This is a genomic window from Leminorella grimontii ATCC 33999 = DSM 5078, from assembly GCF_000439085.1.
GTDB classification, from domain to species: Bacteria; Pseudomonadota; Gammaproteobacteria; order Enterobacterales; family Enterobacteriaceae; genus Leminorella; species Leminorella grimontii.
This window is the reverse complement of record NZ_AUUA01000011.1, coordinates 26,065-40,084: the sequence shown is the minus strand read 5'-3', so window position 1 is coordinate 40,084 and position 14,020 is coordinate 26,065. Positions and strand designations below refer to the sequence as shown.

Here is a 14,020-nt window from a genome sequence, read left to right as displayed (position 1 = left end):
CTTAGTCCAGCCTCCGCCTGGTTTTTATTGCCGTCAATCCGATAAAGAAAATGGCGGAAACCACCATAAACAGCAGGTTGATAATTAAAATCGGGGCGATGTTCCCTGCCAGAAACAGGGTCTGCAGCGTGCTGACGAAGTAGCGGGCGGGGATAACGTAAGTGACCGCTCGCACCACCTGCGGCATGCTGTCGATTTCAAAGATAAAGCCCGATAGCATGATGGCCGGTAAAAACGCGGCGTTCAGCGCTACCATGGCGGCGTTGAACTGGTTGCGGGTCAGCGTTGATATCAAAAGCCCCATGCCGAGCGTACTGGCAAGAAACAGGCTGCTCATGCCGAACAGAATCGGCAGAGAGCCGCGGTACGGCACGTCCATCACAAACACCGCAACCGCTACGCACAGCGTCATGGCGGTCATCCCCAAGAAGTAATAAGGGACAAGCTTCGACAGCAGCAGCTCCGCGCGCGTGACTTGGGTAGAGAGCAGCGCTTCCATCGTACCGCGTTCCCACTCGCGAGCAATCACGAGCGACGTCAGAATAGCGCCGATAACGGTCATGATAATGGTGATGGCGCCGGGAATAATGAAGTTTCTGCTGATGGCCGAAGGGTTAAACCAGTAGCGCAGCTGAACGTCAATCAGGCCGTGGGCCTGCTGCGCGCTGTCCTGAAGTTGGTTTCGCTGCCAGATTTGCCACACGCCTTCAGCATATCCTTGGGCGAAGTTGGCGGTATTGGGCTCGCTGCCGTCGGTGATGACCTGAACGGGGGCGTCGTCCTGCCCGTTGAGCAGGCGTTCGGAAAAGTCGACCGGAATGACGATAAGGCCGCGAATTTCACCCGCCTGTAGCTTATGAATAAGCCGCTTTTTGTCCGTGTCGATAGTCGGATTGATGTACGGCGAGCCGATGAATGCGTCCACCAGGCGGCGCGCTTCGGGCGTTTGCTGCTCCATCAGGATACCGACGTTGAGCCTGCTGGAGTCTAGGTTGATGCCGTAGCCGAAGATAAACAGCAGCATCAGGGGAATAACGAAGGCGATAAGCCCGCTGCTGGGGTCGCGCAGGATTTGGTAGGTCTCTTTGCGGCACAGCGCCAGCAGCCTGCGCGGGGAGAATGAGGTACTCAGCGAATTAGCCACGCGCCGCCTCCTCTTTATCATAGCCGAGCACTAACGAGATAAACGCCTGCTCCATCGTTGGGTTAGGGGCGTCGTCGCTGGCCGCCTGCTGCTTGAGCGCATCCGGCGAACCTGCGGCGATGATTTTGCCGCGATAGACCAGCCCGATGCGATCGCAGTACTCCGCTTCGTCCATAAAGTGAGTGGTTACCATCACGGTAACGCCTTTTTCCACCATGCCGTTAATGTGCAGCCAGAACTCCCGGCGGGTCAGCGGGTCGACGCCCGAGGTCGGCTCGTCGAGAAACAGGATGTCAGGCTCGTGCATTAATGCGCAGGAAAGCGCCAGACGCTGTTTGAACCCGAGCGGCAGGGCGTTGGGTTCCTGGTTGAGAATTGGCGTAAAACCGAAGGCCTCTATCATGTCGTCCATCTTCTTGCGCTGCGGCTTACCGTACAGCCCGTAAGCGCCGGAGAAGAACTTCAGGTTCTGTTCTACCGTCAGGTTGCCGTAGAGCGAGAATTTCTGCGCCATGTAGCCTAACCGCTGGCGTGCTTCTCCCGAGCTGGTTTTTAGATCGAGATCCAGCACCAGCGCTTTACCCGCCGTGGGCTTAAGCAGGCCGCACATCATTTTAAACGTCGTTGATTTCCCCGCGCCGTTCGGGCCGAGGAGGCCGAAGATTTCTCCCCGTTTGACCTGGAAGCTGACGTTGTCCGTGGCGGCGAAGCTGCCGAACCTTTTTGTCAGCGTTACGGCTTCGATCACCACATCTTCCGGGTTTCCCTCAACGCGCGTCATAATTCGGCTGAGTGCGGACTCGTTGGCGGGATTGCCGCCGAGCAGATCGATAAACGCGTCCTCAAAGCGAGGTTCAGCTTCGGTGACCGGAGCCGATGGCTGATCCAGCAGTTCAGGAAGGCGCGAATGATCTTCGCCCTCACGCAGAATAAGGCGAACGGATCTCCCCTGTATAACGCCATCGGTAACCTGCGGTAAAGTGAGCGCTTTTTGCAACATTCTGCGGTTGGTGCCGCGCGTCGCCGAAATAAGCACGCTGCGCCCGGCCATGCGTTGGGTCAACTCGCCGGGCGGGCCGTTGAAGAGCAGCTGGCCTTCGTTCATTAACAGCACGCTGCGGCACTGTTCGGCTTCGTCGAGATAAGAGGTGCTCCAAAGGATTAGCATGCCTTCGCTTGCCAATTCGTGCACCATTTTCCACAGTTCTCGGCGGGATATGGGGTCAACGCCGACGCCCGGTTCGTCGAGCAGCAAAACCTTCGGTTGGCCGATAAGCGTGCAGGCCAGCCCCAGCTTTTGCTTCATGCCGCCGGAGAGCTTACCCGCCAGGCGGTCGGTAAAGCGGGACAAATCGGTAAAGGCCAAAAGCCTCTTAAACGTCGCCTCTCGCTCCTCTCCCACCACGCTGCGAAGGTCGGCGTACAGGCTTAAGTTTTCCATTACCGACAGGTCTTCATACAGGCCGAACTTCTGTGGCATGTAGCCCAGCACCGCGTGCAGCGCCTTATCGTCCGTAACGGGATCGAGTCCGACGACGCGTATTGCGCCGTCGTCGGGCGTAAGCAGGCCGGCAAGCATGCGTATCAGCGTGGTTTTCCCTGCGCCGTCTGGGCCGACCAACCCCATAACCGCGCCGCTTTCAATTCGAGTCGTCAGGCTGGCGACGGCGGGCTGCGCCATGCCTGGAAAGCGTTTAATGACGTTCTCCAGCACGATGCAGCGTTCTCGATCGATTGCGCCGTCCGTCATAGGCAGGCCTTAGCGGGAAGGAAACCGGATAGTGACCGGCATTCCCTGACGCAGGCTTTCGTCAGGGTCGGAAACGATAACTCTCAGGCGATACACCAGATCGGTGCGCAGTTCCGGCGTTTCGACGCTTTTGGGCGTAAATTCCGCGTTAGGCGAGACAAAGCCGACTGTGCCTCGATAGGGCTTATCTGGACGAGCGTCGATATAAATTTCAAGTTCCGTGCCGGGAACCGCCTTGGCCAGATTGACTTCGCTGACGTAGGCTCTTACCCAAACCGGGCTGGTTAAAGAAACGCTGAATACGGAGTTCGCTGCGTTAACCATGCTGCCGGGCTCAACGGCGCGGGTCAGGATGGTGCCGGCGGAAGGCGCGACAAGGGTCGTATCGGACAGGTCCAGCTCTGCCTTTTCCAGCGCGGCTTTCGCCTGCTCATAGTTGGCGCTGGCTTCTGCTATCTCCTGAGGGCGATTGCCGGTTTCGAACTGCGTTAACTTTTGCTTGGCCGATTGCAGCGTAGCGTAGGCCTGATCTTTGGCGCTGCGGGCGTCATCCAGCGCGTTTGCGGAAATGGAGCGGCTTTGCCAGAGGCCCTGCTGGCGGCGATAAAAGCTTTCTGCATACTGGTAGGCCGACTGGCTTTGTGCAACGGCGGCTTTGGCTTGGGCTATCTCTTCCGCGCGGTAGCCTTCCTGCATCAGCGCCAGCCGAGCCTTCAGGGCGTCCACGTTGGCTCTGGCTTGCGCGACGGCAATGCGATAAGGCGCATCGTCAAGGCGGCCGAGAACGTCTCCTGCCTTGATCTTATCGCCCTCGTCGACGCGAAGCTCAGCCAGACGGCCGCCAACGCGGAAATTGAGGTTAACGGTTCGGATATCCACGTTGCCATACAGGGTGAGGGCAGGTTGATGGCTGTCGGCATAGCGCTGCCAGCCCAAAAATGCGCCGATAACGCAAACTACGATTGCTAAAAGAACGAAAAGCGGTTTCTTTTTCATAGGCTGTCGTTTCCATCGCGGTAACTACTTTTCACAGCCTAGCATAAACACTCAAGCGGAACGTATTGATTTTTTTATTAACGTTGACTTAGATACGTATATATAAAGCGTGGTAAAAAGCGGGATTTTTTTAACCGTGGCCCCGAGCGACTCGGGGCCGACGGCGGTTATCTGTAATCGGCGGAAACGATAGAGTATTTACCGCTGCCCAGCAGCATGACAATAACGGCGCCGATGATGAAAAAGGCTTCGGTTTCGAGCCCCCAGGCGCCAACTTTGGTTAGAGTGAAAAACTTACCGGTAGCGCCGACCATCAGAACGGCCACGACCATATTAATGGCGACGACCAGCGCTGCCGGTCGCGTGAGCACTCCTAGGATGATCATGACTGGCGCGATGATTTCACCCACGTAGGCGCCGTAGGCAATAAAGTAGGGAAAGCCCATATTGACCAAGGAATCGCCTATCCAGCCCACGCCGTTTTGCGCTTTGGCAATGCCGTGAAACAGCATCAACCCGGCAACCATAACTCTCAGTAGAAGCTTCCCGCCGTCTTGATGGTCGGTCAATCGTGTAAACATTTGGTTAAGTTTGATAACCATATCATTTTCCTTTTGTTGTTGCGCATAGGCGTAGATACGTCTCATCTGGCCTGCAACCGTTAACGTAGTTATGGATAAATATAGCAGATTTTGGAGCTATATACTGGACGATGCGGAGAGTGCAGAAGGATGGTCTGAAAGTCAACGAAAAATCGCGCGTAGAGTTTATTCATTTGAAAAAATAAGATCTCTTTTACGCTCTTCTTACCAGAATAAATTTATATTTTAGATCGTAAATGTGTATTTTTAGATCGGATTTGATCGCTAATTGGCGATAAGTGTCGATTTTTGTTTAATAATTTTTGATAAATTCAGTGAATCATGCGAGTCTGACAGAATAATAAATTATAAACGGGTTCTTAGTCTTTATCTTTGTATAGATAACTTCCAAGGATAGACTTTTATCCTTCGCTACTTTTTTCAATATTGGTAATTATGACAGTTTCGCCGACGGCGATATCAGATTATGCTATATAGAATAAAAGGGAATTAGGTATATGATGAGGCAGTGTAATGATGAAACCTTTAAAAAGGGATAAAAGTATTCGTTCATTCCTTGAGAAACGGTTATCGCACTATGGTCTCAAGGAGTATTGCTATTTCTTATTTTCCAAGTATAGCGGCAATGCAACCACCATTATTTCTAACTATCCGCAGGAATGGATAGATGAGTATATTGCGGCGGAATACTATCTTACCGATCCGGTTATTCTTCATGCGAAACAAACGATTGTTCCCTTCTCTTGGCGTGAACTCGACATGAAGAAGCGGAGCTATCCGCTTGAGGGCATCGCAGAGTTTAGGCATCGAAACCGGCTTTTTGACGGATTTACCTTTCCAGTTCATGATGCGAGTAATCGAATCGCACTGTTGAGTTTCTGTAATTATGATGGAAATCAAAATTTCCATGAAAATATAAGATTATATCAGGCCGAATTGCAGCTTCTTCTTATTAACACTCATGATAAAGTCATACGCTATATTAATGATGAACTTGTTGAGGAAAGAGAGGAATTCCTATTGTCTTCCCGTGAGTTGGAAATATTGAAGTGGGTGAGTATGGGTAAAACCTATATAGAATCGGCAATAATTCTAGGCATCCGTGAGAGAACGATTAAATTTCATATGAAGAATATCGTTAATAAGCTTAACGTATCAAACGCTAAGCACGCGATAAAGAAAGCGATAGAATTGAACCTGCTTAATTGAGAATTCAGTCTCACAAGTTCAGAGGGAATCGATAATTCAGATATGTAATTTTATGATGACAAATAACATATTTATCGCTTTTTCTTGTTACTTTTGTCGCTGATAACTTGCGGTAATAAAAAACTTTATGCAGATAGGCCCCTATTTTTTAGCACAAAATGGGGCCTATTCTTTTTTTACAGTTATAGCATCTTGCGAATGACGTAGTGCAAAATGCCGCCGTTTTGATAATAGGCCAGCTCGTTGCCGGTATCGATTCGGCAAAGCGTCTCTATCGTGACGCTTTGGCCGTCGGCGTGCGTCAGCGTGACGGGCACCGTTTGTCCCGGCGATAGCGCATTCAAACCCGTAACGGTGATGGTCTCATCGCCGCGCAATCCTAAGGTTTTGCGGCTAACGCCCTGAGGAAATTCCAGAGGAAGAATGCCCATGCCGATAAGGTTTGAGCGGTGGATCCGTTCAAAAGACTCAGCAATAACGACGCGAACGCCAAGCAGCATTGGCCCCTTTGCCGCCCAGTCGCGGCTCGAACCGGAACCATACTCTTTGCCGACTATGGCCGCCAGCGGCACGCCTTCTTTTTGGTAGCGCATCGCCGCGTCGTAAATGGGCATAATCTCCTGCGACGGAACGTGGCGGGTAAATCCGCCTTCCACGCCGGGCGCCATCTCATTACGGATGCGTACGTTAGCAAACGTGCCGCGCATCATGACCTCATGGTTGCCGCGCCTTGAACCGTAAGAGTTGAAGTCCTGCCGTTCAATGCCGTGCTCGCTGAGATAGAGGCCCGCGGGGCTGTCTACCTTAATGCTGCCGGCCGGCGAGATGTGGTCCGTGGTTACCGAGTCGCCTAACAGCACTAAAATGCGGGCGTGATGGATATCTTCAACCGGTTCGGGCGCTTTCTTCATGGTGGTGAAAAAAGGCGGCTGGCGAATGTAAGTGGAGTCCTGCTGCCAGCCATAGGTCAGGGAGGGCTCTATGGCAATGCTTTGCCACTCCCGATCGCCGGTGAAGACTTCGGCATACTCTTTGCGGTACATGCCGGCGTTTACTTCTTCTACGGCTCGTGCAATTTCCTGCGTTGTCGGCCAGATATCGCTCAGGTAAACGGGTTGACCGTTTTTATCGTTTCCTAGCGGCTCTTGAGTAAGGTCTATGCTCATATTACCGGCTAACGCGTAGGCGACGACCAGCGGCGGCGAGGCGAGCCAGTTGGTTTTTACCAGCGGATGGATGCGCCCTTCAAAGTTACGGTTGCCGGACAGCACGGCGCCTACCGTCAGGTCACCGTGCCTGATAGCCTCCTCAATTTGCGGCAGAAGCGGGCCGGAGTTGCCGATACAGGTCGTACAGCCGTAGCCGACCAGATTAAAGCCGAGCCGTTCAAGATAGGGCGTTAAACCGGCCGCATTCAGGTAGTCGGTGACCACCTTTGAACCGGGAGCGAGTGACGACTTGACCCACGGTTGGCGCGATAGGCCTTTTTCTACTGCCTTTTTGGCCAACAGGCCCGCCGCCAGCATCACGCCGGGGTTGGAGGTGTTGGTACAGGAGGTGATGGCGGCAATGGCGACGGCACCCTGCTTGAGGGGATAGGTTTTTCCGTCGATAGTGACAGGAACCTGTTCCTGACGCGCGGTGCGCGAGGCGACGTCCAGCGCCTGATAGTCTGCGAACGCCTGCTTGACCATTGCCAGCAGAACGCGGTCCTGTGGCCGCTTGGGGCCGGCCAGGCTGGTTTCTACTTTTGACAAATCGAGCGATAGCGAGCTGGTGAAGACCGGCTCGTCGCCCTGATTGCGCCACAGGCCCTGCGCCTTGCTGTAGGCTTCTACCAGCGCGATTTGATCTTCATCGCGCCCGGTTAGGCGCATGTAGCGCAGCGTCTCTTCATCGACAGGAAAGAAACCGCAGGTGGCGCCGAACTCCGGCGACATGTTGCCGATAGTCGCCCTATCGGCCAGAGGAAGCTGTGCCAGCCCGTCGCCGTAGAATTCGACGAATTTGCCCACTACGCCGTGCTGACGCAGCATTTGCGTTACGGTAAGCACCAGATCCGTCGCGGTAATGCCTTCACGCAGCTTGCCGACGAGCTTAAATCCAACGACGTCCGGAATAAGCATCGATACGGGCTGACCAAGCATGGCGGCCTCAGCCTCAATGCCGCCGACGCCCCAGCCGAGGATGCCCAGCCCGTTTATCATGGTGGTGTGTGAGTCAGTGCCTACCAGCGTATCCGGGTAGACCCAGGTTTTACCCTCTTTGTTTTCCCGCCAGACCGTCTGGCCCAGATACTCCAAGTTGACCTGATGGCAGATGCCGGTTCCGGGCGGCACGACGCGAAAGCGGCTAAAGGCGTTTTGTCCCCAGCGAAGAAAGGCGTAGCGTTCGCGGTTTCGCTGCATCTCCAAGCCGACGTTGGTAGAAAATGCGTCAGCGTTGGCGTAGTCGTCCACGGTGACCGAGTGGTCAATAACCAGATCGACCGGTGAAAGCGGGTTTACGCTGGCGGGATCTCCGCCCAATCGTCGAACGGCCTCGCGCATGGCCGCCAGATCGACGATGGCGGGCACGCCGGTAAAGTCCTGCATCAGCACGCGTGCCGGGCGATAGGCGATCTCACGGTCGGCGTGCCCCTGCGCCAGCCACTCAACAATGGCCTTCAGATCGGCTTCTTTCACCGTGTCGTCGTCCAGAAAGCGGAGCAGGTTTTCCAGTAAAATTTTTAGGGATTTAGGCAGGCGTTGGATGTCTCCTAACGCTTCGGCGGCCTTGGGCAGGCTATAGTAGCTAAACGTTTGACCGTCGACTGCGAGGACATCTTCATAACTTTTACGTAAATCAGCTGACATGGCTCCTCCAGTATTCATCAAGTACTCCGGCGTGAGCCGGCGCGTATTTATTGACGCTTCTTTCTTTTATTAAAGATAACATAAAAAATTAGCAACATATTATTAACATTATCGAAGTGTGAAGAAGGGCCAATATGCGTTGGAGGCTAAAGAAGGAAGAGAGAGATGAACCGCCCGTCTTTCCGAGCATGCGGAGGAACGGGCTCTGTTTTAAATTCGGCCTATTGTTGCAATAGGCGTCGGACGTCCGGCTTACCGACGGCGGTGAGCGGAATTTCTTCTACTAAAACGACGTCTACCGGCATAGCGTAGCGGGCCACGCGGGGCTTAAGCCACGACAGCAGTTCAAACTTATCGATGCGTTCGGCGGGGGTAATCGTCACCCATGCCTTCAGGCGCTGACCAAATTCAGCGTCTTCAACGCCGGCGACCAGACATTCCCTGACGGCGGGGTGCGTTATCAGCACGTTTTCCAGTTCGATGGGATAGACGTTCTCACCGCCTGATACGATCATGTCGTCAATTCGACCACACAGAAAATAGTTCCCATTTTTATCGCGGTAGGCCAGATCGCCGGTGGCGACGTCACTGTCAGCGCCCTGCGCCGACCAGGCGCAGCGCACGATGATTTCACCAACGACGCTGCCGTCGGCTATCGGCTGCCCGCCGCGTAAATTCAACAGGCGTAAATTGAGGCCTTCAATCGGGCGGCCGATGGTGCCGGGAGACTCATGGAGCTCTTTTGGCGTTGCTATTGTGCAGACGCCCGCTTCGGACGTGCCATACAGATTAAACAGCCCGCCGGGCAGTCGGGTTTGGGCTTGTTCGGCCAGCGCAGGCGTGAGATGCGCGCCGCCCGAAATAATGCAGCGCAGGGGCGTCAAACGTTCGGGATCCAGCTGGAGCATCCGGCTAAGCATTAAGGGGACGAGCGCGATAACTTCCACCCGATGATGGGATATCAGCGTTGACGCCCGCTCGGCGTCGAAGCGCTTGCTAAGGTAAACGGTCGCGCCAAGCAGAGTAGCCAGACACAGGGCCGCGAGGCCAAAGCCATGGTAAATTGGCGTTGCGATGTAAAGCTTCCGGTATTGGCTAAGCCTTAGCTTGTCCAACAGGGTGAATAACGGGTTAAGAAATGCCGATAGAGAAGGTTTACGTGAGGCGCTTTTAAACGCGCCGGTGCTGCCGCCGGTCAATACGGTGATGCTTCCTGGCCCGTAGGCTACGCGTGCAGGCAGTGAATCAGCCCCTTGAACAGAGGAGCAGGCGTTGAAATGCGCGTCGTCAACGGGAAGCTGATTTCCCCGATAGCCGCAGGCTGCGATGAGCGGTTTCAGCTCGCTGTCGTAAATCATCAGGTTAAAGGCGTGCTTGCCCGCCAGCGCGCCCAGCTTTTCCGGTGCGATTTCGGTATTGATAAGAAAGAGATCGGCCCCGGTATAGGCGCAGGCAAACAGGGCGGTTAGCAGGCCTTTGTGATTGCGGCAGCACAGTGCGACCTTCTGGCCGGGCCCAAGGCCGTGGCGATACTTCAGCGCAGCGGCAAGGCGGCGCGTGCGGGAGTAAAGCTCGGCGTAAGTGAGCGCTTCATCGTCATCGTGAACCGCAGTGCGTTCCGGGTATCGTGCTGCGGCATAGCCAAGAAGCGCCGTCAGGCTGATGCCGTTGGCCATGATGGACTTGATTAACGCCAGCAGCCCTTTGGCGGACAGAACGCCCGTTTGTCTTAGCAGTTGCAGTTTATTCATTTTGTTGACGCTTTTAGATAGCGGATCCATCCCCGCCGCCACGGGGAATTAAACAGGACGGAACACAGCTGGCCCAGCGGTAGCCACCAGGGTTTGAAGGCGCTTTTTTGCGTAAGCAACGCCCGACAGAGAATGTTGGCCGCTTTTTCAACCGGCAAAACCGGGACGGATCTGTTGGCGTAGGTTGGTTCAATCATACGGGTGCCGACGAGGGGAAAGTAGACGGAGCTTACGCGCACGTCGCCTGCCCTAAGCTCAGGTTCCCCGCAGCGCAGCCACTGGTCGAACGCGGTTTTTGAGGCCTGATAGGCCGCCCAGTGGGGCGTGGGCGCCAGAAGCACGTTCGCCGCCGAAACGTTGACGATGTGCGTAAATCTTGGCCTGTGTCCCTTTAGAAGGTGAAGGCATAGCCGCACCGGAGCGAAGTAGTTCAGGCTCATCGTCCGCTCGGCGTCGTGCAGGCGATCTAACGACGCCATCAGGGGACGACGGATAGACTTGCCGGCATTGTTGACGAAGATGTCGACGGGGTAGGGCAGCGCGTCGATCGCTTCTGCCAGCGTTTGGCATTCGTCGGGCTTCGACAGGTCGGCGGCGAACGTTTGGCAGTCGGCTTTGCGCGCGGTAAAGTCGCTTTGTATCTGCTGTAGCTTTTCCTGCGTGCGAGCGACCAGAATAAGCCGTACCGGAAGGTCTGCCAGTGCGTAAGCCAGCGCTTCGCCGATGCCATAGCTGGCGCCGGTAATAAGAACAGTTTTATTTTTAAGCCGACGGCGAAGGGCGCTTTTATCCACTGGGAGGCAGGGGAACAGCAGGCGTGAGGCGAGTTTGTTTAACATACGGAAATTGTTCGCAGGGAAAGATAAGACGAAGCAAAAGACATAATATAGTCATTCCGGTTGCTTTGTTTTAGCTCAGGATGAAAGAAACGAACTTTCTCCCCCATATCCAGCAGCGTCAAATCGTAAGAGAGCTGGGACCACGGATTATCCCATCCGCCTTCAAAACCCGTATTTCGATGGAGGTCAGCCAGCAACAGAACGGCGCAGTCAGGATCGAGCGCCTTGTCGATCGTTTGCCGACATAGATGATTAACGTAGCGCGAGAGGCTCTCTTCTTTTGTCGGCTGTGTGATTAAGCGCTCGTTAAGATATCGATGAAAATAGTGAACGACATCTTCTCTTATCGGCTCTTTATCCAAGCCCAGCGAAGCCAGAATAACCAGCGTATCCGATTCTTCTTGCGCCATACGATGCTCAGCCCAGTCGGTATAGTCACGCGGCGCGTCTTTACCCAGCGCGATAAGGCCCCATAGTTCTTCAATTTCCATGATGAGTTCGCCTGTCCTTACTTACCGTCGTCAAGGTAATAACACGGCTGCTGCGTTTTCTCAATTTTTCTGGCATGGACGATCGTAAGAGGCGGCTTAAAGGTGCCACGCCTGTATTTTTTTTCTCTTAGAACTCTCAAACTGAACTAGCATAACCAGCTAAAAACATTATTATTCATCACGTTTTATGCTGAATGTCAGTAAATTTATAAGATAGTCGTTTTTTGTTACATCTTGCAGCTTTCATTTTAGTCGGGCATCATTGACCATCTGTCCGCAAGTAATCTGAGTTATTTTAAAACCTGCAGGAGTACTATGACTTCACTTGTTTTTAAAATAATAGGATCGGCAGTGCTCGTTATGAGCATAGGATTCTCGAGCGCCTGGGCTTCAACGGGTACGATGAATCATCAAGAGTATTCTCTCAATGATAAGCTGGAAAGCCTACCCGATTTGAGAAAATACCCTTCGGGCACTCAACGGAAGAAGGCCTTTTTAAACGCCGTAGTTCCTATTATAGACAAACAAAACGCGCTCATTCGCCAGGATAGGGAATGGCTGTTGAGAAAACGCCTGTCGCAGGCCTGGAGCTCTAAAGAGATAGCCCGTCTGCAGCAGATTTGTTCAAACTATCGGATGCAGTGTTCCTCTAATCCTGAAAAGGTGAAGTGGACCGAGTTGCTAAAACGCGTCGATACGCTTCCGACCCACCTGGTCGTTGCGCAGGCGGCGGCGGAGTCCGGCTGGGGAACCTCTAAGCTTGCTCAGGTTAACAATAACCTGTTTGGCATGCGGTGCGGAAGTAAGACCTGCGGCGAGCCCGGCAACATAAAGGGCTATTCCGCCTACGATACGGTCGATGATTCCGTTCGCGCCTATATGCTGAATATGAATAGCCACGGAGCCTACGGCAAACTGCGTGAGTCTCGGGCAGAGCTAAGAAGCCAGGGCGATACGGTGACCGCCGATCATTTGGTGAACAAGCTGGGGCGCTACTCTGAAAGAGGCGCATCCTACAGTCGGTTTTTGCAGCGCGTGTTGGATAACAACGAGCATCTGATCATTCAGGCGCAAAACGACGTTGAAACCGCCAGCATTCGGGACGAGTTTTGATTGATATAGATGAGTAAAGAAAAAAGCCGGAGATAATCTCCGGCTTTTTTGTGCGCTTCGCTTAGCGCCCGATAAGGGCCATCAGCTGTTCAAACAGCGCGTCTGCGCTTTTCTTATAGCCGTTTTGCGACAGGTGAACCAGATCTGGCCGCGCGTCGCCGGCGTCAGCCCAGCGTTGGATGGCGCACTCGCCGCCCATAAACGCTCGCCAGTCCCAGAACAGGGTGTGCTGCGACTGGGACACCTCTTTTTGGATAGCGACAACCGCGTTGAGCTGAGCCGGCTGCATCTCTGCACAGCTTTCGCCTTTCTTGTTTTTGATGCTGTCCGATGGCCCCACCAGCAGGATGGGTGCGTCCGGCAGCGCCTGGCGTATTGCCGCGATCTTTTGTTCTAGCTGGTTGCGGTACTGCGCAGGATCCAGCCTGTCGTTAAACGCTTCGTTGGTGCCGTAGGCCAAAATCACCATGTCAGGCTTGAGGGAAATTAGCGTATCCATCCAGCCGGGCTGCCATTTGTCCACCATGGTCAGGGTGGCGCCGTTGATTCCCAGCGGCGTCAGCATGACGCCGTGCTCGGGGCGCTGTATCAGCCAGCCTCCCAGCATCAGGTTATTTTGGCGGGAAGCGGCGATCTCAGCGGGGAAGGTAACCTGCTCTTGGGCCGAGAATTTCCACTGGCCCTGGGTATCGCCAAGCGATAAGGCGCGGCCATTGAGCGAGAGGCGGGCGTCGCCTGAAGCGCGATAAAGCGCGCTGACCAAATAGGGGGCGCCGTCTTTACTAAAGAGCCTTATTGTTGCGGAAGCCTGGTCCGCATTGGGTTGGGCGATAAAACCGCCGAGCGGAAAGTCGGCGCGGTCGTCTTTACGGCTGGTATAAAAATTCCAGGCCTTTTTTTCCTGGCTAAAGCCGACAAGGCCGTGACGCTGGCCGGGAACGGACAGCGGGTTGACGAATCCTGGGCCGCCGTTGCCGAAGCGCTGCTGTAGCCGCGATCTAAGCTGGCCGCTGAAGAAGTCTGCCGCCGTATGGGAGTCGCCTAGTTGAACGATGTGTACGCTCTGGCTGCGTGCGTGGGTCAGCCGATTGGCGAAGCCTGCGATGCGCTTTTCGCCGTAGTTGGTTAACTGCCCATAGTGGATGCCGTCGCTCTTTTTCTCTAACGGCGCGCCGTCTTCTCTCGTGGTATGGCAAGAGACCAGAGAAAGCGCGCAGAGAAGGCCGGCTACGGGCAGAAAAATCTTTAATTGTCGTGCATTCATTGCGTT

General features: G+C 54.3%; 11 protein-coding genes. 2 read left to right on the top strand and 9 right to left on the bottom strand.

Annotated elements, in window-relative coordinates; translation table 11 throughout:
- Position 1: 1 nt before the first annotated feature.
- The 4 genes from G544_RS0112790 to G544_RS0112775 all read right to left on the bottom strand — a co-directional run bounded on the left by G544_RS0112790 (position 2) and on the right by G544_RS0112775 (position 4,492).
- Entirely contained in the window at positions 2–1,144 is a 1,143-nt protein-coding gene (locus tag G544_RS0112790; protein WP_027274976.1) for an ABC transporter permease, read from the bottom strand.
- Positions 1,137–2,894, bottom strand: a complete 1,758-nt coding sequence (locus G544_RS0112785) for an ATP-binding cassette domain-containing protein (protein WP_036024051.1) — start codon at positions 2,892–2,894, stop codon at positions 1,137–1,139. The genes G544_RS0112790 and G544_RS0112785 overlap by 8 nt, the downstream gene beginning before the upstream one ends.
- Positions 2,895–2,903: 9 nt before the next feature.
- On the bottom strand, positions 2,904–3,890 hold the full coding sequence (gene hlyD / locus G544_RS0112780) for a secretion protein HlyD (RefSeq protein WP_027274974.1): 987 nt from the start codon (positions 3,888–3,890) through the stop codon (positions 2,904–2,906).
- A 167-nt stretch (positions 3,891–4,057) separates the two neighbouring features.
- The gene (locus G544_RS0112775) at positions 4,058–4,492 is read right to left on the bottom strand and encodes a DoxX family protein (RefSeq protein ID WP_027274973.1); all 435 of its coding nucleotides are present in this window, start codon (positions 4,490–4,492) and stop codon (positions 4,058–4,060) included.
- A gap of 513 nt (positions 4,493–5,005) precedes the next feature.
- Between G544_RS0112775 and G544_RS0112770 the strand changes: the two genes are divergently transcribed.
- A complete protein-coding gene (locus G544_RS0112770) occupies positions 5,006–5,701 on the top strand; it encodes a helix-turn-helix transcriptional regulator (RefSeq protein WP_027274972.1) in 696 nt (231 codons plus the stop codon).
- 182 nt (positions 5,702–5,883) lie between these two features.
- Here G544_RS0112770 and acnA read toward each other — a convergent pair whose 3' ends face one another.
- The 4 genes from acnA to G544_RS0112750 form a co-directional block, all read right to left on the bottom strand.
- A complete protein-coding gene (gene acnA / locus G544_RS0112765) occupies positions 5,884–8,556 on the bottom strand; it encodes an aconitate hydratase AcnA (RefSeq protein WP_027274971.1) in 2,673 nt (890 codons plus the stop codon).
- Between the two features lie 221 nt (positions 8,557–8,777).
- Positions 8,778–10,307 carry an AMP-binding protein gene (locus G544_RS0112760; RefSeq protein WP_027274970.1) on the bottom strand — a complete coding sequence of 510 codons (1,530 nt, stop codon included), beginning with the start codon at positions 10,305–10,307 and terminating at the stop codon, positions 8,778–8,780.
- Positions 10,304–11,146, bottom strand: a complete 843-nt coding sequence (locus G544_RS0112755) for an SDR family NAD(P)-dependent oxidoreductase (protein ID WP_027274969.1) — start codon at positions 11,144–11,146, stop codon at positions 10,304–10,306. The genes G544_RS0112760 and G544_RS0112755 overlap by 4 nt, the downstream gene beginning before the upstream one ends.
- Entirely contained in the window at positions 11,140–11,637 is a 498-nt protein-coding gene (locus tag G544_RS0112750) for a hypothetical protein (RefSeq protein WP_027274968.1), read from the bottom strand. The genes G544_RS0112755 and G544_RS0112750 overlap by 7 nt, the downstream gene beginning before the upstream one ends.
- 360 nt (positions 11,638–11,997) lie before the next feature.
- Here G544_RS0112750 and G544_RS0112745 point away from each other — a divergent pair, with 360 nt between their 5' ends.
- Positions 11,998–12,750: a protein bax gene (locus tag G544_RS0112745; RefSeq protein WP_174788502.1), complete on the top strand. Its 753-nt coding sequence runs from the start codon at positions 11,998–12,000 to the stop codon at positions 12,748–12,750.
- A 61-nt stretch (positions 12,751–12,811) separates the two neighbouring features.
- Here the strand turns inward: G544_RS0112745 and G544_RS0112740 are convergent, their stop codons facing one another.
- Positions 12,812–14,014 carry an SGNH/GDSL hydrolase family protein gene (locus G544_RS0112740; protein ID WP_051155749.1) on the bottom strand — a complete coding sequence of 401 codons (1,203 nt, stop codon included), beginning with the start codon at positions 14,012–14,014 and terminating at the stop codon, positions 12,812–12,814.
- Positions 14,015–14,020 lie beyond the last annotated feature (6 nt).